This is a genomic window from Mycobacterium sp. E2733 (genome assembly GCF_001667585.1).
Taxonomy (GTDB): Bacteria; Actinomycetota; Actinomycetes; order Mycobacteriales; family Mycobacteriaceae; genus Mycobacterium.
Genome location: NZ_LZJZ01000137.1, coordinates 1 through 22179 on the forward strand (window position 1 = coordinate 1; position 22179 = coordinate 22179).

Here is a 22179-nt window from a genome sequence, read left to right on the forward strand (position 1 = left end):
CTTCCCAGGTGGCGCGGGCTTCGGGGGTGAGCCACCCACTCAGCTTGGACATGCCGTCGCAGTCTTGGCTCCCCAAGATCAGGCCGCGCCGCCGCGCGCGATCGGCATCGGTGTAGTTGCCGTCAGGGTTGAGGCAGCAGGTGATGCGGTCGGCGACTTTGCGCAGGCCTTCGGGACGCTGTTGGCTGGCCCAGCGGGCAAGGTCTGCCTCGGCGGCATCCCGAGTGGGGGCGTCGACCCAGCAGGGCAGTTCGTCGAAGAAGCGGTGGATGACGGCGATGTGGGAGGCGCCGATGTGTCCGGCGCGTTGGGCGGCCGCGGTGGCCGCATACCGCGGTGCGAGCGGCTCGCCGGTCAGCGTGCGCCGGGTGCCGAGGGCGCGGGCGTCGGTGACCCGGCGGGTGGCTTCCCCGCGGCTGATGCGCAGGCGGTCGGCCAGCACGTGGGTGAACGTGCCGCCGAGCTCGGCCGGGGTGGCTTGGCCCTCGATCTGGTTGATCAGCTCATGGCTTGCCGCGGGCAGCCGCCGCATTTCGCGTTCGAGCAGTTCGAGATTCGCGAGGCATTCCGGGGTGGTCAAGGCATCGTAAGAATGCCCGAGGATGCGGGAAACAACCTCGCTCAGCGCTGCGTAGTCCGCCGCGATGCCCTCGCGATCACTCGAATGCATGTTCGAATAGTACGACCACCCACCGACAAGAACGGCCCCCAGATACCACTGAAACCGAAGTGACAGAAGTGAATCCGCTCCATCTTGCGCTGCTGCGAAACAATGGGTCCACGTCTACGAGTGCTCCCGGTGAGCCGGAGATGGAGGAGCGTCATGGCCTCGTTACTCACGGCCTGCGGCGGATTCCTGTTCGCCGTCTTGTGGATGGATCTGATATTCGATGTGCAGGTCCTTCGATTCCGTTCTGCGCCAAGCGATCTCCCCGAGGCCGTGCTCGCCTCCATCGCGGCTTACTACCATCGCGCGACAACCACGTCGCGCCCGATGGGCCGGCTGATCGCCGCCGTCATGGTGGTCCTGCTGGGCGCGTTGACCTACCAGTCCGCGCGCGGGCACGACCCCTGGTGGCTTCTGGTGCTGTCGGCCCTCCTCGCGGGGACTCCCACGATGCTGGCGCTGACGCAAACGGTTCCCGACGCGATGCGGCTCGGGCGGCGAGCGGACGGCCCGCCCGAGCAGACTCGCCTGGCGCGGTCCGTCTGCCGCGATCACCTCTTGTGCGCCGGCTGCATGTTCGCGTTCGTGGTGCTGTGGGTGGTGCGCAGCGCGGCACTCTGAGCGGCCGACGGGCCGTAGTGACAAGACCCAGGTCAGGACCCGCTGGCCACGTCAATGCCGTCCGTACTAAACTAGAACACGTTTCAATTTGTTTGCATCGGTTCCGCGTCCCAGGAGTAGGCATGCACACCGCCATCTGCGATGAGCTTGGTATCGAGTTTCCGATCTTCGCGTTCACCCACTGTCGTGATGTCGTGGTCGCGGTCAGCAAGGCCGGCGGTTTCGGCGTGCTCGGCGCGGTCGGTTTCACCCCCGAGCAGCTCGAGATCGAGCTCAACTGGATCGACGAGAACATCGGCGACCACCCGTACGGCGTCGACATCGTCATCCCGAACAAGTATGAGGGCATGGACTCGCACCTCTCCGCCGAGGAGCTGGCCGAGACGCTGCGCAAGATGGTGCCCCAAGAGCATCTCGACTTCGGCAAGAAGATCCTCGCCGACCACGGCGTGCCGATCGAGGACAGCGACGGCGACAGCCTCCAGCTGCTCGGGTGGACCGAGGCGACCGCCACGCCCCAGGTCGAGGTCGCGCTCAAGCACCCGAAGGTGAAGATGATCGCCAACGCGCTCGGCACTCCCCCGGCCGACATGATCAAGCACATCCACGAGGCGGGACTCAAGGTCGCCGCGCTGTGCGGGTCGCCCTCGCAGGCTCGCAAGCACGCGGACGCGGGCGTCGACATCATCATCGCCCAGGGCGGCGAGGCCGGTGGGCACTGCGGCGAGGTGGGCTCGATCGTGTTGTGGCCGCAGGTGGTCAAGGAGGTCGCCCCGGTGCCGGTGCTGGCGGCCGGCGGTATCGGCAGCGGCCAGCAGATCGCGGCGGCTCTGGCGCTGGGTGCCCAAGGGGCGTGGACTGGCTCGCAGTGGCTGATGGTCGAGGAGTCCTCGAACACACCGGTTCAGCAACAGGCGTACGTCAAGGCGGGTAGCCGGGATACCGTCCGCAGCCGGTCGTTCACCGGTAAGCCGGCCCGCATGTTGCGCAACGACTGGACCGAGGCGTGGGAACAGCCGGACAACCCGAAGCCGCTCGGAATGCCGCTGCAGTACATGGTTTCCGGCATGGCGGTGCGGGCCACGAACCGGTACCCCAACGAGTCCGTCGACGTCGCGTTCAACCCGGTCGGTCAGGTGGTTGGCCAGTTCACCAAGGTGGAGAAGACGGCGACGGTCATCGAGCGCTGGGTGCAGGAGTACCTGGAAGCGACGAACAGGCTGGACGAGCTGAACGAGGCCGCCTCCGTCTGACGGCGGAGCTAGACCTCGTCGTCGAGCGCGTCGCGGCCGCTGAACATCTCCCTCGTCCGGTCCACCGCGTACGTGCCGATTTCGATCGAGTTCTGGACGATGCCGCTGGTGCCGCCGGAGATGTCTCCCCGGATGATGTCGCCGGCGTATTCGACGATGTCGGAGGCCTTCTCGACCGCGTTGGTCGCGATGTCCTTGGCCGCGTCGACCGCATCTTTCGGGCTGAAGCCCATCTCGAGTCTCCTCTCGTCGCAGGACAGTTGGCTATGACTCTAGACCGGGCGCCGTTCCTAGTAGTTGACCAAGGTGCGCCAATAGGATTCGGGGATCTCGGCCCCGGACCGCAATATTTGGGCCAGCCCGACGGCCATCGCGATGCCCAGCAGGCCCAGCCAAAGTCCGGCCAGCCCGATGACCGCCCACAGCACGGCGGTGACGACGGGCCACGGCGACAGCACCGCGAAAACCGGTGCGAAAAAGAAGCCCGTCCCGATGTACCACGCCGAGCCGGCGCGATCCGACGCGAGGACGAAACGCAGCCAGCGCGGGACGAGGACCTCGCCGGGTCCGCCGTCGTCCACGGCTCAGCCGGTCATTCGGCCGGAGGGAAGAACCCCGCCCCGGTGAACCATCCCTCCTGCCAACCCCGCTCCCCCAGGCACAGCATGGGCAGCCCGCGATCCGACTGCGCCGCGGCTTGCGGCCCAGGGCACTTCGCGCCCGCCTGCTGCACCCCGTACAGCGGATAGGAGATGACCCAGTATCCGGTGGTGGCCGCCGGGAACTGGTTGGGCGGAGGGAAGTGGCACGCCTCGGCCTGGCCGCTGGGGCCCCGGCCGAAGATAAAGCGCTCATAGTTGTCGCACGGCGCTCCCAGCGACGCGTCATAGTTCATCCCCGGCACGTCGCCGTCGTATCCGGCTGCCGCGCACGGCGCCAAGCCAATCGCAATGCCCGCTATAGAAGCGGCGCTGAGCAGTTCCCGAATCATGTTCCACCCCGCCTGTCGTCGCCGGTGACCTGCACCAAAGCATATCCATCGGGACGTCGCTCACAAGACCGTATTGGCGGTCGGGCTGCGAAACGAGGAACACGTTCCAATTTGCACCGGGCGATCTTGCGTCAACGCTTCCCAACCGTGGTGCGGCAATGGTTTATTTGCACAAAGACGACTAGACCACTTCGTCATCGAGGAGCGGGCCATGCCAACCGTCGAGCCAACCGCCAAGCCGGTCCCCAATCTCCCGCCCGGATTCGACTTCACCGACCCGGACATCCACGCCGAGCGACTGCCGGTGGAGGAACTGGCCGAACTGCGGCGGACCGCGCCGATCTGGTGGAACGAGCAGCCGATCGGGGTGGGCGGATTCGACGACGGCGGCTTCTGGGTGGTGTCCAAGCACAAGGACGTCAAAGAGGTATCGCTGCGCAGCGATGTCTTCTCCAGCCTGCAAAAGACCGCGCTGCCGCGCTATAAGGACGGCACGGTCGGCGAGCAGATCGAACGCGGCAAGTTCGTGCTGCTGAACATGGATGCGCCGCAACACACCCGGCTGCGCAAGATCATCTCGCGGGCATTCACTCCGCGAGCCATCGAGCGCCTGCGCGGCGACCTCGCGGAGCGCGCCCGGCGCATCGTCGAGGAAGCGGCCGCCCAGGGACGGGGTGACTTCGTCGAGCAGGTCTCGTGCGAGTTGCCGTTGCAGGCGATCGCCGGGTTGATGGGTGTGCCACAGGAAGAACGCAAGAAGCTTTTCCACTGGTCCAATGAGATGGTCGGCGACCAGGACCCGGAGTTCGCCAACAACGACGCCATCACCGCTTCCGTCGAACTCATCATGTATGGCATGCAGATGGCCGCGGAGCGGACGAAGAATCCGGGGGAAGACCTCGTCACCAAACTGGTCCAGGCCGACATCGACGGCCACAAGCTTTCCGACGACGAGTTCGGGTTCTTCGTCATCCTGCTGGCCGTGGCGGGCAACGAGACCACCCGCAACTCCATCACCCAGGGCATGATGGCCTTCACCGACTTTCCCGATCAGTGGGAGCTGTTCAAGCGGGAGCGTCCCGCCACCGCGGCCGACGAGATCGTCCGCTGGGCCACCCCGGTGACGTCCTTCCAGCGCACCGCGCTTCAGGACTACGAATTGTCCGGCGTGCAAATCAAGAAGGGCCAACGGGTGGTGATGGTCTACCGCTCAGCCAATTTCGACGAGGACGTCTTCGAAGACCCGTTCACATTCAACATCCTGCGCGACCCCAACCCGCACGTCGGGTTCGGCGGCACCGGCGCGCATTACTGCATCGGGGCGAACCTGGCGCGCATGACCATCGACCTGATGTTCAATGCGATCGCCGACGGCATCCCGAACCTGGAATCGATCGGAAAGCCCGAACGGCTGCGGTCGGGCTGGCTCAACGGGATCAAGCACTGGCAAGTCGACTACCACACCACCGGCGCGACGAAATGACTTGTCGCGCATTAAGCTAAGTCAATGCCAACGCATCAAGCCGTCCGGATCCAGTCCGCAGGCGGCCCATTGGAGCTCGCCGACGTCGACACGCAGCCGCCCGGTCGCGACGAGGTGCGGATAGCGGTCACCGCATGCGGGGTGTGCGGCACCGATCGCGAATTCGTCAACGGCCACTTCCCCAACATGTCCTGGCCGTTGACCCCGGGGCACGAAATCGCCGGGCGGATCGCGGAACTCGGCGACGGTGTCGAGGGGTTTGCGGTCGGCGACCGGGTCGCGGTCGGGTGGTTCGGTGGCTGCTGCTTCCGGTGCGATCCCTGCCGCAAGGGGATCTTCATCCATTGCGTGAACGGCAAGGTGCCGAGCTGGCACTATCCCGGCGGGTACGCGGAGTCGGTGACGGTGCCGGCCAGCGCATTGGCGCGCATCCCATCGGAGCTCTCCGATTTGGAAGCGGCGCCGATGGGCTGCGCGGGGGTCACCACCTATCACGCGCTGCGCCAGACGAATGCCGTGCCCGGTGACCGCGTGGCGATCCTGGGCGTTGGCGGTCTGGGTCATCTCGGGGTGCAGTTCGCCCGCGCGATGGGCTTCGAGACCGTTGCCATCGCTCGTGGCGCCGCCAAAGCCGAGGACGCCCGAACCCTGGGGGCTCATCACTACGTCGACTCCACGAGCGGTGACGTCGCGAAAGCGTTGCAGGACTTGGGCGGAATGGCGGTCGTCCTGGCCACCGCGGCCAACGCGGCGGCCATGGCCGACACCCTTGGCGGGTTGTTGCCGCAAGGCCAACTGGTCACCATCGGTGTGACCGCAGATCCCCTGCCCATCAGCCCGGTCCAACTGATCACCCCGGGGTACAGCGTGATCGGTCATCCTTCCGGCACGGCGAAAGACGTTGAAGAAACCATGCATTTCGCCGTCCTGTCCGGCGTGCGGGCGTGGGTGGAGGAGTTACCGCTGTCTCAAGCCGCCGACGGATACGCGGCTTTGGAGCAAGGGCGCGCGCACTATCGCACGGTGCTGACAATGTGATTACAGTCGGCCTATGACCGACGTGTGGAGCTTGGACGCAGCCGACGGCGACCTACTCCTTGCCACGGGGGTTCGCGGACGAGCGGCGCGAATGGGTCATCGCCTCACCATTGCGATGACCCGCTGGCGTGGCACCGTGGGCTGGGCCGGCTCGGAACCCGCGACCGTGGAGCTGGTGGTCGAAACGGATTCCTTCGAGGTGTTGCGCGGCGAAGGCGGCGTGAAGGGATTGTCGGCGCCCGAGAAGGTTTTGGTGCGGTCCAACGCCTTGAAGTCGTTGGACGCCGGCCGGTTTCCCCAGATCCGCTTCTTCACGCGGGCCATCGACAAGACCGACGACGGGTACCGGCTCACCGGCCAACTCGAAGTCCGGGGAAAGTCGCGGGACCACGTAATCGATCTGCGCACAGAGGATCTCGGGGACGCATGGCGCATGTCCGCCGAATCAACGGTCCGGCAGACCGACTACGGCATCAAGCCGTACTCGCTGCTGATGGGTTCGGTCCAGGTCGCCGATGACGTTTCGGTGTCCTTCACCGCGGTGCACGCGAAAGACGCCTGAGCAGCTGTCCCGACGCCGACGTCAGGGCTGCGGCTGGGCGGGCGCCTGGGAGGCCGAGGCGCCCGTCGGGTCCCCGGTGTCGCCCGGTATGTGTTCGAGCATCCGCGTCAGGTAGGGCTGCCGGCTGCTGGGCTCCGGCTGCTGCTCGTCGGGCGCGGCGGCTTCCGTGATCGGTTCACCGGCGGGGACTTTCGCCTGCGGGGTCAGCGGCGCGACGGCCGGGGGCGGCGCCACGGCCTCCGCCACTTGCGGCGTCGGCGGGTGCTCCGTGTGCCGCAAAGCGGGCTTACCGGCCGGTGCCAGCTGGATGCCGACCGCAAGCGATAGCGAGCAGACAAAGGTGACCACACCGGCGGCCAGAGTGGTCACGGCCCCGGCGTACGACACCTTGCGCGGCGACACGGCCGCGGCGACGGGTTCATCGCGGTGCACCACCAGCTGGTCATCGGTGAACTCGGTGCTTCGGGCGGCGGTCAGCGCCGCGCCCCGCGCGATGGTCACCTGCGCCATCGCCTGCATGAAGACCGGTACCGGCAGCGTGTTTTCGAGATGCCAGGACAAGCCGTCGATGTCGTGGTGCGCGCCGATGACCACCACCCCACCCGGCTGCCAGCCATTGCGGTCGAACATCCCGGTCAGCCAGCGAGTCAGGCAGTCGAAGCCCCCACGCACCTGCTTGGTCGCCGTCTGCGTTTCCCCGTCCCGGGTGTCGACCATGACGACGGTCGTCGAGTCGTGTTCGAGGAGGCAGACCGCGGTCTGCTCGTACCCGATGACCGGCGCGATGGCCTGCGCCAGTGTCTCGACCGCCTCGAGTTGCCGGACCGGCACGACGTTGTCGAAGCCCGCGTCGGTCAGGGCTTCCAGCAGCAACGCGGCGTGGGCTGCCGCGTCGTCGTTCCAGGTCACCCCTATAACTCGCAACCGATGGTCGCTGGCGGCCGCCTGCGCTTCCACCCGTTTGATCTCGTCCGCTACTTGCTCCGCGGTACTGACGGCGCGCGCGCCGTGACCGGCGTCCAGCGCCAGCTCCTGATGATCCAGGATGGTGCCGTCTGCGCCGTGTCCTTCAGCGAGGACCCACCCAACGGCGGTCGGCGTCACTGATAGCCCAAGTACCGTGTCCAAAACTTATGCCCCAATCGATCCCGGCCCTCCGGCGACCTCAGCGCACCCACGCGCGCCAGAAAGCCCCTGGTCAGGTGGGTCGTGAGGGCCGGAACGGACCGAGATAACGTGGTCTCCGTCGGCTTGCTCCGTGAGAGCCTACGCGGTCGACGCAAGTCGGGCTGCCTCGGTTCCATCCTCACCGGGCAAGCAGCCGGTCAGGAAACCATGCCTTCCTCTCGCGGCGATAAACGGCTTACGTATACCGAATCGACCTTTTCCGGGGGTGGTTCGGCGTCGCGGCCCCGCTCGAGGTCGTGGCGGGGTCGAAAATGGCGGCTTTTCGCATTAGGGCGCGCCCCGCCCTCGGCCCCGCTGCCAGGCGTTTTTGGGGGGCCCAGCCGTCAAAACCGGTCGCGGGCCAACCGGTGCGGACGTTGCGGCGCTGTTATCCCGCGAGCGCAATTGGCGAAGAAATTGCGATACCAAACTGAGACATCCCCGCGTCCCGATCGACATTCGGGCTATTCGCCCTGTAAATTCCTGCCTGAGACGACGGTCACACACGACAAGGGGAAGGTATGACAGATCTGAGCGAGATGGTCCGGGCCTGGGGGCGCCGGCTTTTAGTCGGTGCAGCAGCGGCTGTCACCCTCCCGGGGCTGATCGGTCTTGCCGGCGGCGCACCGACCGCGGGAGCGTTCTCCCGCCCGGGCCTGCCGGTTGAATACCTGCAGGTGCCGTCCGCCGGTATGGGCCGCAACATCAAGGTCCAGTTCCAAAGCGGCGGCAACGGCTCCCCCGCGGTGTATCTGCTCGACGGGTTGCGCGCCCAGGACGACTACAACGGCTGGGACATCAACACGCCGGCGTTCGAGTGGTACTACCAGTCGGGCCTGTCGATCGTCATGCCCGTCGGTGGCCAGTCCAGCTTCTACAGCGACTGGTACAGCCCGGCCTGCGGCAAGGCGGGCTGCACGACCTACAAGTGGGAAACCTTCCTGACCAGTGAGCTGCCGCAGTACCTGGCCTCCAATAAGAGCGTCAAGTCCACGGGCAGCGCCGCGGTCGGCATCTCCATGGCCGGCTCGTCGGCACTGATCCTCGCCGCCTACCACCCGAACCAGTTCATCTATGCCGGTTCGCTGTCCGCGTTGATGGACCCCTCACAGGGCATGGGGCCCTCCCTGATCGGCCTCGCGATGGGCGATGCCGGCGGATACAAGGCGAGCGACATGTGGGGCCCGTCGAGCGACCCCGCGTGGCAGCGCAATGACCCCACGCTGCAGATCCCCAAGCTGGTGGGCAACAACACCCGGCTCTGGATCTACTGCGGTAACGGCACTCCGTCGGAGTTGGGCGGGGCGAACATGCCCGCCGAGTTCCTGGAGAACTTCGTGCGCAGCAGCAACCTGAAGTTCCAGGACCAGTACAACGCGGCCGGCGGCCACAACGCGGTGTTCAACTTCAACGCCAACGGAACACACAGCTGGGAGTACTGGGGAGCCCAGCTCAACGCCATGAAGCCGGACCTGCAGGGCACCCTGGGTGCCACGGCCGGCGGCGGCGGATAGCCTCACCTGCCCCGAGGTCGCTACTGCGCCCGGCGACGACGCCGTCGGGCGCAGTAGTGCGTCATGGCCCCTTCGGGTGTCAGCCGATCAATGCGTCGCGGCGAACTGGTCGGTGATGTCCGTCCATGCCGTCGCGTCCCTGCGGTGATCGTTCATGTTCCGGCACTGACCGTAGACGCGTAAGACGCCCAGGCGCGGTTCGTCATCGTGTCGGTAAACGATCGCGGTGATGCCATCCCTGGTGAGCGTCTTCGCGAACGCGTGATTATTGGGCGGTAGGCCCTCGGCCCAGCCATCGCCGGTCAGCGTCGCGGCGATTCGGGTGATGTAGGTGTCGGCCGTTGCCGCGGGGGGCACCGAGAACGTCAGGTATATCGAGCCCTGATACGGCGGGTCGTCGCGGTCTTTGCAGGACATCAGCGAATAGCCGGCCGACGACACTTGCAGGCCCGTTGCGGTGACGATGTTCTGGGCCGACTGGACGACCTGAGCCTTGGACTGATCGTCGCTCACCGGATTGGCGGGATGGTCGAGGGCGTCGGCGGGTGTCGAGTGCAGGCGATCCACCACGATGAAGGCCGCACCGAGCAACAAGGGAATCGCCAGCGCAACGGCGATCAGCGCGCGAATCTGCTTCGAGCGCAACGACTTCCCGCGCTTCCCGGCAATGCGGCGCGGGCGGCGACTGTCCATGGTCGACGACATCAGCACCTCAGGCTAACTCCGAAATGCGTTAGTATCCGGCGCTGCCGCAGAATCATGGTCATGCAGAGCCGGCGCATCAACCTGGCTACCCGCTGCGGCGGCATGATCGTCGGCCTGGCGATCCTGGTCGCGTCGCCGGCGAGAGCCGACGACGCGAGCCCGCTCACCGGGTTGGTCGACGTCGCCGCGCAGCGGTTACAAATCGCAGAGCCGGTGGCCGCCGTCAAGTGGACCACTCACGTTGCCATCGAAGACCGGGACCGCGTCGAGCAAGAACTCGCAAAAATGGCCGCCGACGCGTCGGCCAGGCAGATCGACCCCGACTACGTCACCCGGGTATTCGGCGACCAGATTCGCGCCACCGAGGGCATCGAGTACAGCCGATTCGCGGATTGGAAACTCAATCCCGGTGAGGCCCCGGGCGAGTCGGCGGACCTGTCGGCATCGCGGTCGGCGATCGACGACCTCAATCAAGCGATGCTGAACCAGGTCGTGGACAACTGGGACCTGCTGCATTCGCCGGCCTGCCCCGCACAGCTCGACACCGCCACAAACGGCGTCATCGGCGCGCGGCGGCTCGACGCCCTCTATCAACGGGCGCTGGCGTTAGCAACTCGGTCATATTGCCAGCAATAATTTATTTTTTCCTCATCGCTTTCTAACACTTTCTTTTTGGTCTGGGCTATTGACGTTTCCGCAGATAGAAGGCATATCTCGCGGCATTTTCGAATGGGTAACGCTTTGGCCACGGCGGCCGAAATCCATGACATGAAAATTCTCTGCAAGCCTCTCGTCAAGTCCCTGGCGGTCGGCGGGTTCGTTGCAGCGTCGATAGCTTCATCCACCGGTGTGGCCACCTCGGCCCCCACGCCCAACTGGGACGCGATCGCCCAGTGCGAGTCCGGTGGCAACTGGCACGCCAACACCGGAAACGGCGAATACGGTGGGCTCCAATTCAAACCGGGCACCTGGGAACGTTACGGCGGCGTCGGCAACCCGGCGGCCGCGTCCAGGGAGCAGCAAATCGCCGTGGCGAACCGGGTTTTCGCCGACCAGGGTGTGGAGGCGTGGCCGAAGTGCGGCGCTCAGTCGGGGCTGCCGATCGGTTGGTACTCGCACCCCGCGCAGGGCATCAAGGAGATCATCAACGGGCTGATCCAGGCGGCGGTGCCGCACTGACGATCAACTGTCCTCGCGGTCTATGACCGAACGGAAAGCTGTGTTTGGATCAGGCCATGGAAGGTTCGGCGACTGTCCATATGGCGGCGTCCGCGGACAAGATCTGGGATCTCATCGCAAACGTTCGCAATATCGGACGGTTCTCCCCCGAAGTGTTCGAGGCCGAGTGGCTGGGCGACGCGAATGGCCCGGCCCTGGGCGCCAAATTCCGTGGTCATGTTCGGCGTAACGAGATTGGGCCGGTGTATTGGACGACGTGCGAGGTCACCGCTTGTGAGCCCGGCCGCGAATTCGGGTTTGCGGTGCTGCTCGGCGATCGGGCGGTCAACAACTGGCACTACCGGTTGGCGCCCAGCGGCGGCGGCACGGACGTGACGGAGTCCTTCCGGCTCAACCCGGCGCCGTGGCTCGGCCTCTACTGGTTGTTCGGCGGTTTTCTGCGCAAGCGACGCAACGTGCGCGACATGACCAAAACCCTGAACCGCATCAAAGATGTGGTCGAGGCGGGCTGACGCGCCGTGAAATCGGTCTTCATCACCGGGGCGGGCAGCGGCATGGGCCGGGAGGGGGCAAAGCTGTTCCACGCCAAGGGTTGGCGGGTCGGCGCCGTGGACCGCAACGGTGACGGCTTGGCGACGCTGCAGGAAGAACTCGGCGGTGAGCGGTTGTGGACCCGCCAAGTTGATGTGACGGACAAGGCGGCCCTGGAGGGTGCGCTCGCCGATTTTTGCGCCGGCAACAGCGACGGTGGGCTCGACATGATGTGGAACAACGCCGGCATCGGCGAAAGCGGATGGTTCGAGGACGTGCCGTACGAGGCCGCCATGCGCGTCGTCGACATCAACTACAAGGCGGTGCTGACCGGCGCCTACGCGTCGTTGCCGTATCTGAAGAAAAGCCCGGGCAGCCTGATGTTTTCGACGTCATCCTCGTCGGGCACCTACGGCATGCCGCGGCTCGCCGTTTATTCGTCGACCAAGCATGCCGTCAAAGGCTTGACCGAGGCGCTCAGCGTCGAGTGGCACCGGCACGGGGTCCGCGTCGCCGACGTGCTGCCCGGCCTGATCGACACGGCCATCCTGACCACGACGACGAATCACTCCGACGACGGCGGCACGCCGAGGACCGCCGAAGAGCTTCGGGCCACCGCACCCAAGAAGGGCTTGTTCCGCTTGATGCCGGCAAGCAGTGTGGCAGAAGCCGCGTGGCAGGCTTACCACAACCCGAAGCGGTTGCATTGGTACGTGCCCAAGAGCATTCGCTTGATCGACTTCTTCAAGGGTTTGAGTCCGGAACTCGTGCGACGCAGCATCGTCAAATCCCTACCCGCGCTGATGCCGAAGCGGCAATGAAGGAGGTGAACCGGTGCGAAACCGGTTGATCGCGGTTGTTTTCGTGCTGATCGCCGGTGTCGGCGTCGCGGGGTGCGGGCAGGCCCAAACCACACCCCGCAAAGCGGCCCGGCTGACAGTCGACGGCGCCACCCACACCACACGCCCCCCGGCGTGCAGCCAAAACCAGCAGTACCGCACCATCGAAATCAAGGACCGTGACGGCGGCGTCGAGGCCGTGGTGCTGACCAGTGGGTACCGGGTGATGCCCCAGTGGGTGAAGATCCGCAACGTCGACGGGTTCACCGGCAGCTTCTGGGAAGGCGGCGTGGGCGACGCGCACGCCGACGTCACCAACGATGCGTACACGATCACCGGCAGCGCCTACGGCATCAACAGCAACAATCCCAACAAGGTGGTCACGACGGAGTTCAAGATCATCGCCGAGTGCTGACGATGCCCGGCATCCGGGCATAGGCTCGGTGGCATCGATCGATGGAGGGGCCGGTGAAGGAACGATTGCACTGGTTGGCGATGCACGGCTTCATCCGGGGCGTCGCGACGCTCGGGGCCCGGCGCGGTGACCTGCACGCGAGGCTGATCGCCGATCCCGGGGTGGCCGCCGATCCGGTGCCGTTCTACGACGAACTTCGTGCCGCGGGGCCGCTGCTCAAGGGTCGCGTCAGTTACCTGACGGCCGACCATGCGCTCGCCCACGAGCTGTTGCGCTCCGACGACTTCCGCGTGCTGGTGTTCGGGGCGAATCTGCCCGGGCCGCTGCGATGGCTTGAGCGCCGCAGTCGCGACGATCTGCTGCATCCGCTTCGCGCACCGTCGCTGCTCGCCGTCGAGCCGCCAGACCACACCCGCTACCGCAAGACGGTGTCGGCGGTGTTCACTCCGAGGGCGGTCGCCGCGTTGCGGGCTCGCGTGGAGCAGACCGCCGCCGACCTGTTGGATCAGCTCGCCGCCGAGTCCGGCGCCTCGCAGGTCGTCGACGTTGTGGGTCGGTACTGCTCGCAACTTCCGGTCGCGATCATCAGCGACATCCTCGGCGTTCCCGAGCGTGACCGGCCGCGCGTCCTGGAGTTCGGGGAGCTCGCCGCGCCGAGCCTGGACATCGGATTGACGTGGCGGCAATATCGCAGCGTGCAGCGGGGGCTCGTCGGCTTCAGCTCCTGGCTCGGCGAGCATCTGAGCCAGCTGCGGCGCATCCCGAGCGACAACCTGATGAGCCAGCTGATCCAGATAGCCGAAAGCGGCTCCGCCGAAACGTATCTCGATCAGAACGAGCTGCAGGCGATCGCCGGGCTGGTATTGGCGGCCGGGTTCGAGACCACGGTCAACTTGCTGGGCAACGGGATCCGCATGCTCCTCGATGCTCCCGACCGCCTCGACACCCTGCGCCGACGGCCCGAACTGTGGCCCAACGCCGTCGAAGAGATACTGCGGCTGGAGTCTCCGGTACAGCTGACCGCGCGGATTGCGCGGGGCGACGTCGAGCTGGCCGGCAAGCGGCTGCAGCGCGGCGACTTGGTGCTGGTCTACCTGGCCGCCGCCAACCGAGACCCGTCCGTCTTCGACGAGCCGCACGACTTCGACATCGAACGACCCAACGCGGGAAGGCATCTCGCGTTCTCCGGCGGCCGGCACTTCTGCCTAGGTGCTGCGCTGGCGCGCGCCGAGGGCGAAGTCGGACTGCGTACGTTCTTCGACCGCTTCCCCGAGGTGCGCGCGGCGGGCGTGGGTAGCAGGCGTGACACGCGCGTGCTGCGGGGCTGGTCGTCGCTGCCGGTCGCGCTGGGGCCGGCACGGTCGATGGCTCGCGTCGACGGCTAGCGGGGCGTACCGGAGAATCCCGCGGTGTTGACACCCGTTCGGCAACCGAGTTTATTTGCGCTATGACAGACGTTTCTATGATCTCGGTCGAGGATGTCGTACTCGGGCTATGGCAGGCGCTCTCGCGGCGGGACTGGGAGGCGGTCAAGACGTTTTTGTCCGATGACTGCCTCTACGTCGACATGCCGGTTCCGGCGCTTTCGGCGCGTGGACCGGAAGACATCGTCAAGCGGCTCAAGATGGGTCTTGAGCCGCTGGCGGGTTACGAGAACCACGACGGCGTGCTGCTCTCCAACGGTGCCGACGTGATGTACGAGCACTCCGAGACGTGGACGTTCACGACCGGCGAGCGAGGCGTGCTCAGATTCGTCACCGTCCACAAGGTCGCCGACGGCAAGATCACCGTCTGGAAAGACTATTGGGACATGAACAGCCTGGTCAGCTTCGCTCCCCCGAACCACTTCGAGAACCTCGCGAATGCGGATACCAGCTGGGTGTTTGATGCGACAAGCTTGGTCTAGCCGACTCATCCACCGCCCGGATTTAGACCCGTAATCGTTGCCGACAGCGTTGCCATTTGACGGAATCTTTGCTGGGTCATTTCTCTCCCGGGGTGTGAGTGCACCAGCACTCCCCCCAGAACTGACCAAGCGGAATGTTCAGGGCTGGGTAGCCAGACTGAGAAACGCTTCAGCGCACCCAACCACGTTGTCGCCGTAACAGGTTGGGCAACTGCGTTCGAGTATGTCGGTCATGGCCGAGGAGGGCGAGATCCGACGCGCGGCGGTCACGCTCGCGATGCTGCGCGATGACGATACTCGAGACGAGTAACTGCGGTGCCGAAAAGCAGAGATTTCGGGTGCGGTCGTCTGACGACTTCAGGGCGGGCGCCTCAACTGACGCTGGTTGCACTCGATCGCGCGATGCTTGCTGAATGGATAGGAAAACCTATCTCTAGAGGCAACCCAATCTGGCTTCCCGGTCATTCCGGAAGCAGTGCTTGGTCCACGACCATTTCCTTCAAGGTTCGTCATGAACTGGGCAACGACAACGCACATGACCGAAAGCAAATCAACGAGGAGCATGAAATGACCGCCAGTGACATCCACCCGTCGGCTGCCGCCGACCAGCAGAACCCTCTCCGGGCGGCGCTCTCCAGCAGCTTCCGGGTCGCCTTCATCGTGACTGTGACTCTGGGCACCTTGGCAGGGACCGGGCTGGCCCTGTGGCTGTTGAAAGCGCTCGCGACAAGCAGGTACGGCGTCTACTTCGGGGTCTAGCCCGAAGTGATCTCGGCATCTTGAGGAGGTCCCATGTTGAAGTCGGATATCGCGGTTGTGCTCGCCCTGTGCGCCGCGCTGGCATCCGCGATCGGCGCGGTGAGCCGTCAACAGTCCGCGCATGAGGTCACCGACGAACCCGTCGGCCACTGGGAGTTGTTCCGCATGTCGTTGCGCGACGCCCGGTGGTGGCTTGGCGGCGGGGGAGCCGTTGCGAACTACAGCCTGCAAGCCGCCGCGCTGGGGATCGGGTCGGTGATGTTGGTGACGGCGCTGCAGGTGACGGCGCTGCTATTCGCCCTGCCGGTCTATGCGCGGCTGACCCGACAGCGGGTGACCCGCCGGCAGTGGATGTGGGCGACGGTGCTCGCCGCCGCTTTGGCGGTGGCCGTCACGGTTGGCGACCCGAAGGCCGGGCAGTCGCAGGGGTCGCCGACAACCTGGACTGTGGTGGCACTGGTGTTGGGTCCGCTACTGGTGTTCTGTGTCCTCGGTGCCCGCATTTGGCCCGGTCCGCGTGCGGCTGTACTGCTGGCGGTGGTCGCCGGTTCGTCGCTGGCCCTGTTCGCGGTGCTAACCAAAGCCGTCGTCGCGGCGGCCGGACATGGTTTCGGGGCGCTGCTGTGCGCGCCGGAGTTCTATGTCTGGATACTGGCGGCGTTGGCGGGGATGATCTTTCAGCAGTCAGCGTTTCGCGCCGGTGCGCTGACCGCCTCACTGCCGACGGTGACCGTGGCCAAGCCAGCGGTGGCAACGGTTCTGGGCATCGTGGTGCTCGGCGAGACCCTCAACGCCGATGGCGTGGGCATGATCGTCCTGGCGTCGGCGGTGATAGTGGTGATCGTCGCGATAGTGGCTTTGGCCCGCGGCGAGGCCCATACGGCGGCGCTCACTAGCGAGCAAAACGCGGAAACCTCCGATCAGGCTACGGGGCCCGAGACACTAACCCGGCCGCGCGTAACGTTGGGTCCGCGGTGCGATCGAAACCTATTCTTGGCGAGCGCAGCTGCTCCTGCCGCATGAGCGTTCCTACGCGCTGACGGTTCGGGAACAAGTCTGCTGCCGGAACCACATTGGGCGACAACTAGGTGAGCCGAGCACGGAGCGGACTAAAACTGCTGACGACGGACCGCGGACGTACGGGCCTGTCCAGGGCCGTCGCCGCAGGCCAGGGCATTAGCCGGCCTACCAAGGCACAGGTTGAAGCGGACAGGGCTCCCCACCCTCGTGTACGCGGCTCCGATCTGTGAGGAGCGGGGTGTTGAGGGAGTTACTGCTAGCCGGACATGGTGTGGTCAAGGACTCAGCACGAGTAGAAGCCGGACGAGGTCAGCTTGGCGGTGTGTGTTGGTTTTGTCGAAGACATGCTGCAGATGCGTGCGAACCGTCGGCAACGACACCGACAACTCCTCTGAGATTTCCCTCAGGTCCGCGCCATGTAGCACGCGCAGCGCAATCTCGGCTTCGGCTTGGGTCAGGTGGTAGAGCCGCCGCAACAGTGCTGAAGGAGGTTCGGGTTCGTCCTCTGGATCAATAACCAGAACCAATGCCATTGGCTGTCTACGTGGCTCATCGGCGTCGCGGTGGTAGGAGGGCAACACGTGAATGACGTAGGGCCGCCTGCTAGAGGGCCGCACGCAGGTGAGCGACTGGCTCGTGCGAACGATGGAGCAGTCGTCGGCGAGGGCGTTCCGTATGGCGACATTAAGTTCTCGCTCGACGCCTGAGCTGGTCGCAGCGATGCGTCCGGACTGCATGCACAACCCGTCTTCGTTGCGCAGAATCCGTTCGGCAGCCGAATTCAGGTTAACCACCAGGTGGTCGCCGGCGACGATGATGACCCCGTGCCGGACCACCTCTAGAGCGCCTGCCATCCCAACGGACCTGTCGGCCAGAGCCGACAGCTTGTGCTGGGTGCGGAGCGCCTGCTGCAGGTGGGGAACCAGGCTCCCCACCAGCTTTACACGCTCCAGCGTGTCGAACGACTCCGTTCGCTTCGGTGCCGCAACGATGAAGCAAGTAGGACTCGACTCGCCGGTAAGCCGGACGAACAACCCGTCCTCGATGTCGAGGGGCCGCAACCATTCGGTGTCAAACTCCGTGTTTCGGACCAGCGGGAGCAACTTCGTCCCGGTCTGCACCACACCGACCGGAGCATGCTCGACGGCGGCGAGCACGTGATCTAACCGGTGGTAGTACTCCCCGTAGCTCTGGAGGGCTGCCATCGGAACGGTGCTGCAAAGCAATGATGTGGCACGGCCCGAAAAGAGCCCGCCGTTCGTGCCACCGACGGCGCAGTGAATCTCGCGGATGGCCATTCGCCATTGCTGAGGCGTGACCGCTGCGGCGTAGATGCCAGCTACCAGCCGCGAGAACTCCTCCACTGTGACCATCGCCGGTCCCCTGATTCACCGGGGGGTATCCGCATCCAGGTATCCCTAATCGCTGTGGTTATCCAGTGGATACTACTGTGAGTGTCCTGGGAATTACTAGTCGGATCTCATCCACTTGGATGACGCTTTGCGCCTCCGACGGTGATTGTCTACACGTGTTTGATAGCCGTGACTCCCCCGGTAAGAGCCACCAATCATCAGAAGGCCTCTACCATGTTGCACTTACTCCCCAAGTCGCACTCACTACCCGATCTCCCGGCGAGGAATGTCGAGCAAACTCCCTCCGCGGTGAGCTCTACGCGACATGCCTCCGCGCCGGTGCTCATCACCGAGCAGGAAGTCTTATTCAAGACCGCAGCGGCTCTATCAGTCGCGCCCGCGACGACTCATCGTCATTGGCCCAGTGCAGCGCTGATTACAGCAATCGGGCACATCCACATTCGGCTGCCCGAGCCGCGACCTATTTACCCCCGGCGTGAGGGCAACTATTTCGAGGCCGGGCGAATGTCTCGTCTGATGGAGCACTTATAACGCCACCGTGCCGGCTCCAACGACCACGGTCGGTGCTGCCTTACCTAAGACTGGACCGCCTCGTCGCGGGCCGAATATTGGATCCACAGGAAGGGAGTTTGAGGAATGTCGGAGCAAGACCAGAACATTGAGGTCATCAAGAAGGGCTACGAAGCCTTCGCCGCCGGCGACGTCGAAACGCTGATGAGTCTGTTCGACGACAACATCGAGTGGATCCAGCCGGGCGAAAGCGTAATCAGCGGCACCTACCATGGCAAAGGCGAACTAGGTGAGTTCCTCCAGCGATTGGGCGAGAAAGCCCCGACCATCTCTCCCCACCGTTTCATTGCCGACGGCGACACGGTGGTCGTACTCAGCCAAGCCACTGTCGGCGGCGAAACAAGCCAAGACGTCGAGGTCTACGCGCTCCGCGATGGCAAGTCAGTACGAGTCCAGGTGTACGGGGACACTGCCATGATGGAGCGGCAGTACGGCAAGAAACAAGTGGCGGCCAGCCAATAGCCTCAGCCGGAATATCGCGTCCGACGCGAGAGCAAGCCCGATCCGAGCAAGCCGGATCGCGAAACTGCGGTGCCATGTGTGCGCTGCCCAGTCTCGGGACTGGAACACCCTGCGCTACAAACGATTTCATTGCCCTTGGTTCCGTTGGCCGTCTTGATCCGCAAATCCGTCCTTGGCGAGTCGAGCACAAGCACCTCGCGACGGCCGACGTCAGCTGGGTCTTCGACGCGACAGCCCTCGTCGGAGCGGACTCGCGTTAATCTGCGGCGCTGCAACAGATTTGGCGACATCGGCGCTTGAGTAGCTTGCTATGGTCACCCCTCGGACTTCGACCATCACAGCGCAGCGCCGACGTCGCCAACCGTTATAAGTACGTTTGGACGCCGCCGTGGCCGTGGCACGTGCCGCCTGAATGCGGATGTTCGCTGAACGACCAACTGCCGTCCGCGCATTTCGCGGTGGCCCCCGGTGGCTGCGAGCCGCCCTGTTGCGGATACGGAACGCAGTCACCGGAACTGTCGGTATAACACCCGGGCGACGAGTAGGCCGGTGCGGCGAAACCACCGGCGGCGGCGGCGATGACCGCGGCGACGAGAGATGCTCGGAGCAACATGCCCCCAAACCTTTCCTCTGCGATGCGTTTGGTGACGTTGCCCGATTCGTCGATCGGAGCGTATGCCGCGCGGCGGTTGATTACATGCGGAATTGGAAAAATGGCTACGACTCGGCCAGCGTCCGGAGGCGTTTCAGCGTCTCCGCCAGGGTGCGTCCCACCTGGCGCACGGCGACCCGGTCGGCGATGTACGCGATCAGCCCGCCCGGCGCCTGATACGACAGGCGGAACGTCACCTTCGTCCTGCCGTCGTGCGTCTCACGCAGCCGTATCCGCCCGCGCAAGGTGATGCCGGTGAGGCCCACGAAGGCCAAGTCGCGGTCGTCGTCGAACTCGACCACCTCGATGAGTCCGCCGACAGGGACGGAGCCGATCTTCCAGTGGACGGTGTAGCGTGCGCCGACGCCGGCCGGCTTGTCGTTCGAGGACTCCCAGCGCTCCAGGTTCGTCATGAACGACGGGTAGCAGTCCGGGTCGCTGACGATCTTCCATACCGCGGAACGGTCGGCCTTGATGACGCAACGGCGTTCGACGCGCATCAGCCGATCACCGGGAATCGCCGCTCGGTGGCCAGCCGGTCGACGCCGCCCTGCAGGCTGGCCATCACCTTGTCGTGCACCGCCTGATCGTCTCCATCGACCTCGATCGGGTGCTGGACCTCGATCACGATCTTGGTGGGCAACGGAATGTGGCCGGCCAGGTCGCTGATGTTGAGGCCCCAGGGCAGCGCCAGTGATATCGGGATGCTTTTGAGGCGGAGCAACTTGTCGGCCATCAGCAGCTTGGCCAGCCACTGCCCGCGGTTGAGGAACAACGCGCTTTCCTGCCCGCCGACGCTGGCGACGGGGACGATCGGCACCCCGGCCTCGCGGGCCAGCTTCACGTAACCCATGCGCCCGCCGAAGTCGACCTTGTGGCGTTCCCACGAGGGCCGGAACACCTCGTAGTCGCCGCCCGGGTAGACCAGCAGCGCGGCGCCGGAATCCAATGCGAGACGGGCGTTTTCGGGGTTGGCGGCGACGGTGCCGAACTTACGCAGCCAGCCCAGCGGTGGTGCGGAGACCACGAGGTTGTGGGCCAGCTGGTAGAAGGGGCGCTCGACGCCGAAATAGGAGCAGAAGGCGAGCGTGAACACGAAGGTGTCGGGCGGCACATTTCCGCCGCTGTGGTTGCCGACCAGCAGGACCGGCCCCTCAGCCGGAATGCGATCGAGGCCCCGCACGTCCGCCCGGAAATAGAACGACGCGAGCAGCCAGGTGCCCGGGAGCTGGTCGCGGATGTAGTCCGGGTCGCGCTGGTCGAGGTCCGCTTTGGGCACCCACGACACGACCTTGTCGCGGGCCCACTCCAAGACGCCCTTCGCGGTCGCCATAACAGCCCGTATACCCCGGCTTCACCGGGGGTCAAACGCGGTAGAGACCGGCGGCGTTGTCGCGAGCGATCAGGTCGACCACCCGGATCGCGTCGCTCTCGTTCCAGTCGTCATTGACCACGAATTCCCGCAACACGCGATGAATACCGGTGCGCCACAGTGTCGCACCGAGGAAGTGCAGTTCCGCGGGGCCGAACCCGTCCGAGGAGTAGAGGATCTTGCGGAAGGGCGCCAGCTCCAGCAGCCGGGCGATGAACGCCACCGACCGCACCCCCAGCTGGTTCACGCTCAACCCGCCGTCGAGATAGACGTTGTTGAAGGCCTGCGCCAGATATCCCGCCTCGCGCTCGTAGGGGTAGCAGTGCAACAGGACGATCGGGGTGTCCCCCGACTTCCGCAGGAAGTCGAGCAGCAGCAGCGGGTTGGTCTTGTGCAGATCGCAGTCGCGGTCGCCGAGCCCGACGTGGAATTGCAGCGGCTTGCCCAGCCGCAGCGCCTGATGCAACCCGAAACGCAGCAGCACCCGATCCTGTAGCCGGGTACCGCCGCGGTCGCGCCACCGGCTCGCCGCCTCGGCGACCTGCGACGGCGACGGCTCGCTCAGGTCGCCGTCGAACCCGCCGCGGTAGGCCAGGATCGACTTGGTGCCGACCGCCGTCGCGGCGCGCCGCCGCAGGATGTCCTCGAAGGCCGTCGCGTAGTCGCCCGGCGCCCGCGCGGCCTGTTCGGCGATCTGCTCGAGGCGGATTACCTCGTGGGCGCGGCTGCCGGACAGCGCGGCCATGGCGACGGGGTCGGCGGTGTCGGCGCCGATCCCGGTGTCTACCAGCCAATCGCTCACTCCCGCGGCCGGCAGGAACATCCGGGCCAGCTCGTCCTCGCTGAATCGGCTGCGGCGCTCCCAATACAACTGGAGATCAGTGTGTTTGGGGAGACCGAGGACGGGTGCGCAGTGTGCGCGCACGGCGAAGCCGAGCTGTGAGTCGAACCCCGAGCCGACGATGGGTTCGGTGTTGGCCTCGTTGAGCGCGTTCTCGAACTGCTGCCGATCCCCCGCCGTCAGCCAGCAGCCGTGGACGTGTTGATCGATCAGCCGCACTTCTCCGATGTGCTGGGCCAGGGCGTCGGACGTCATCGCG

General features: G+C 65.4%; 27 protein-coding genes. 16 read left to right on the top strand and 11 right to left on the bottom strand.

Annotated elements, in window-relative coordinates; translation table 11 throughout:
- The coding region (locus A5678_RS25235; protein WP_156747081.1) for a DUF222 domain-containing protein at nucleotides 1-670 on the bottom strand (670 nt) is incomplete at its 3' end.
- Between the two features lie 153 nt (nucleotides 671-823).
- On the opposite strand from A5678_RS25235, the gene A5678_RS25240 reads away from it, so the two are divergent.
- Nucleotides 824-1288: a hypothetical protein gene (locus A5678_RS25240; RefSeq protein WP_068048702.1), complete on the top strand. Its 465-nt coding sequence runs from the start codon at nucleotides 824-826 to the stop codon at nucleotides 1286-1288.
- 122 nt (nucleotides 1289-1410) lie between these two features.
- On the top strand, nucleotides 1411-2541 hold the full coding sequence (locus A5678_RS25245; protein ID WP_068048704.1) for a nitronate monooxygenase: 1131 nt from the start codon (nucleotides 1411-1413) through the stop codon (nucleotides 2539-2541).
- An 8-nt stretch (nucleotides 2542-2549) separates the two neighbouring features.
- Here A5678_RS25245 and A5678_RS25250 read toward each other — a convergent pair whose 3' ends face one another.
- Genes A5678_RS25250 through A5678_RS25260 form a run of 3 tightly spaced genes read right to left on the bottom strand, consistent with a single transcriptional unit; the run spans nucleotide 2550 to nucleotide 3532 of the window.
- On the bottom strand, nucleotides 2550-2774 hold the full coding sequence (locus tag A5678_RS25250) for a hypothetical protein (protein ID WP_068048708.1): 225 nt from the start codon (nucleotides 2772-2774) through the stop codon (nucleotides 2550-2552).
- 57 nt (nucleotides 2775-2831) lie between these two features.
- Nucleotides 2832-3122, bottom strand: coding sequence for a hypothetical protein (locus A5678_RS25255; RefSeq protein WP_068048711.1), 291 nt, complete (start codon nucleotides 3120-3122; stop codon nucleotides 2832-2834).
- A gap of 11 nt (nucleotides 3123-3133) precedes the next feature.
- The gene (locus tag A5678_RS25260; protein WP_068048713.1) at nucleotides 3134-3532 is read right to left on the bottom strand and encodes a hypothetical protein; all 399 of its coding nucleotides are present in this window, start codon (nucleotides 3530-3532) and stop codon (nucleotides 3134-3136) included.
- A gap of 211 nt (nucleotides 3533-3743) precedes the next feature.
- On the opposite strand from A5678_RS25260, the gene A5678_RS25265 reads away from it, so the two are divergent.
- Genes A5678_RS25265 through A5678_RS25275 form a run of 3 tightly spaced genes read left to right on the top strand, consistent with a single transcriptional unit; the run spans nucleotide 3744 to nucleotide 6615 of the window.
- Complete coding sequence (locus A5678_RS25265; protein ID WP_068048716.1) at nucleotides 3744-5015, top strand: cytochrome P450; 1272 nt, start codon at nucleotides 3744-3746, stop codon at nucleotides 5013-5015.
- A 24-nt stretch (nucleotides 5016-5039) separates the two neighbouring features.
- Nucleotides 5040-6053 (top strand): alcohol dehydrogenase catalytic domain-containing protein, encoded by a 1014-nt coding sequence (locus A5678_RS25270; protein ID WP_068048717.1) that lies wholly within the window; start codon nucleotides 5040-5042, stop codon nucleotides 6051-6053.
- Between the two features lie 13 nt (nucleotides 6054-6066).
- Entirely contained in the window at nucleotides 6067-6615 is a 549-nt protein-coding gene (locus A5678_RS25275) for a YceI family protein (RefSeq protein WP_068048718.1), read from the top strand.
- Nucleotides 6616-6636: 21 nt separating this feature from the next.
- On the opposite strand, the gene A5678_RS25280 is transcribed toward A5678_RS25275, so the two are convergent.
- A complete protein-coding gene (locus tag A5678_RS25280; protein WP_068048719.1) occupies nucleotides 6637-7743 on the bottom strand; it encodes a hypothetical protein in 1107 nt (368 codons plus the stop codon).
- 560 nt (nucleotides 7744-8303) lie between these two features.
- Here A5678_RS25280 and ag85B point away from each other — a divergent pair.
- Nucleotides 8304-9296 (top strand): diacylglycerol acyltransferase/mycolyltransferase Ag85B, encoded by a 993-nt coding sequence (gene ag85B, locus A5678_RS25285; protein WP_068048723.1) that lies wholly within the window; start codon nucleotides 8304-8306, stop codon nucleotides 9294-9296.
- Nucleotides 9297-9383: 87 nt separating this feature from the next.
- Here ag85B and A5678_RS25290 read toward each other — a convergent pair whose 3' ends face one another.
- On the bottom strand, nucleotides 9384-10001 hold the full coding sequence (locus tag A5678_RS25290; protein ID WP_197502246.1) for a hypothetical protein: 618 nt from the start codon (nucleotides 9999-10001) through the stop codon (nucleotides 9384-9386).
- A 54-nt stretch (nucleotides 10002-10055) separates the two neighbouring features.
- On the opposite strand from A5678_RS25290, the gene A5678_RS25295 reads away from it, so the two are divergent.
- The 9 genes from A5678_RS25295 (at nucleotide 10056) to A5678_RS25335 (ending at nucleotide 16653) form a co-directional block, all read left to right on the top strand.
- On the top strand, nucleotides 10056-10637 hold the full coding sequence (locus A5678_RS25295; protein ID WP_082945740.1) for a chorismate mutase: 582 nt from the start codon (nucleotides 10056-10058) through the stop codon (nucleotides 10635-10637).
- A gap of 132 nt (nucleotides 10638-10769) precedes the next feature.
- Entirely contained in the window at nucleotides 10770-11180 is a 411-nt protein-coding gene (rpfC, locus tag A5678_RS25300) for a resuscitation-promoting factor RpfC (protein WP_304528373.1), read from the top strand.
- 38 nt (nucleotides 11181-11218) lie between these two features.
- On the top strand, nucleotides 11219-11692 hold the full coding sequence (locus A5678_RS25305; RefSeq protein ID WP_197502247.1) for an SRPBCC family protein: 474 nt from the start codon (nucleotides 11219-11221) through the stop codon (nucleotides 11690-11692).
- A 6-nt stretch (nucleotides 11693-11698) separates the two neighbouring features.
- Complete coding sequence (locus A5678_RS25310) at nucleotides 11699-12532, top strand: SDR family oxidoreductase (protein WP_068048727.1); 834 nt, start codon at nucleotides 11699-11701, stop codon at nucleotides 12530-12532.
- 13 nt (nucleotides 12533-12545) lie between these two features.
- Nucleotides 12546-12965 carry a lipoprotein LpqH gene (locus A5678_RS25315; protein ID WP_068048730.1) on the top strand — a complete coding sequence of 140 codons (420 nt, stop codon included), beginning with the start codon at nucleotides 12546-12548 and terminating at the stop codon, nucleotides 12963-12965.
- Nucleotides 12966-13018: 53 nt separating this feature from the next.
- Nucleotides 13019-14350: a cytochrome P450 gene (locus tag A5678_RS25320; protein ID WP_068048843.1), complete on the top strand. Its 1332-nt coding sequence runs from the start codon at nucleotides 13019-13021 to the stop codon at nucleotides 14348-14350.
- A gap of 77 nt (nucleotides 14351-14427) precedes the next feature.
- Nucleotides 14428-14871, top strand: a complete 444-nt coding sequence (locus A5678_RS25325; RefSeq protein WP_068048733.1) for a nuclear transport factor 2 family protein — start codon at nucleotides 14428-14430, stop codon at nucleotides 14869-14871.
- Between the two features lie 567 nt (nucleotides 14872-15438).
- Nucleotides 15439-15630: a hypothetical protein gene (locus A5678_RS25330; protein ID WP_068048734.1), complete on the top strand. Its 192-nt coding sequence runs from the start codon at nucleotides 15439-15441 to the stop codon at nucleotides 15628-15630.
- Nucleotides 15631-15663: 33 nt separating this feature from the next.
- Nucleotides 15664-16653 carry a DMT family transporter gene (locus A5678_RS25335; protein WP_068048736.1) on the top strand — a complete coding sequence of 330 codons (990 nt, stop codon included), beginning with the start codon at nucleotides 15664-15666 and terminating at the stop codon, nucleotides 16651-16653.
- A 272-nt stretch (nucleotides 16654-16925) separates the two neighbouring features.
- Here the strand turns inward: A5678_RS25335 and A5678_RS25340 are convergent, their stop codons facing one another.
- A complete protein-coding gene (locus A5678_RS25340; RefSeq protein ID WP_068048739.1) occupies nucleotides 16926-18023 on the bottom strand; it encodes a helix-turn-helix transcriptional regulator in 1098 nt (365 codons plus the stop codon).
- 636 nt (nucleotides 18024-18659) lie between these two features.
- Here A5678_RS25340 and A5678_RS25345 point away from each other — a divergent pair.
- A complete protein-coding gene (locus A5678_RS25345; protein ID WP_068048742.1) occupies nucleotides 18660-19055 on the top strand; it encodes a nuclear transport factor 2 family protein in 396 nt (131 codons plus the stop codon).
- Nucleotides 19056-19419: 364 nt separating this feature from the next.
- Here the strand turns inward: A5678_RS25345 and A5678_RS28375 are convergent, their stop codons facing one another.
- The 4 genes from A5678_RS28375 to A5678_RS25365 form a co-directional block, all read right to left on the bottom strand.
- Nucleotides 19420-19668: a DUF3761 domain-containing protein gene (locus tag A5678_RS28375; protein WP_068048745.1), complete on the bottom strand. Its 249-nt coding sequence runs from the start codon at nucleotides 19666-19668 to the stop codon at nucleotides 19420-19422.
- A 104-nt stretch (nucleotides 19669-19772) separates the two neighbouring features.
- Nucleotides 19773-20207 (bottom strand): SRPBCC family protein, encoded by a 435-nt coding sequence (locus A5678_RS25355; protein WP_068048747.1) that lies wholly within the window; start codon nucleotides 20205-20207, stop codon nucleotides 19773-19775.
- A complete protein-coding gene (locus tag A5678_RS25360) occupies nucleotides 20207-21040 on the bottom strand; it encodes a lysophospholipid acyltransferase family protein (protein ID WP_068048750.1) in 834 nt (277 codons plus the stop codon). The genes A5678_RS25355 and A5678_RS25360 overlap by 1 nt, the downstream gene beginning before the upstream one ends.
- A 31-nt stretch (nucleotides 21041-21071) precedes the next feature.
- The gene (locus A5678_RS25365; protein WP_068048846.1) at nucleotides 21072-22175 is read right to left on the bottom strand and encodes an amidohydrolase family protein; all 1104 of its coding nucleotides are present in this window, start codon (nucleotides 22173-22175) and stop codon (nucleotides 21072-21074) included.
- Nucleotides 22176-22179 lie beyond the last annotated feature (4 nt).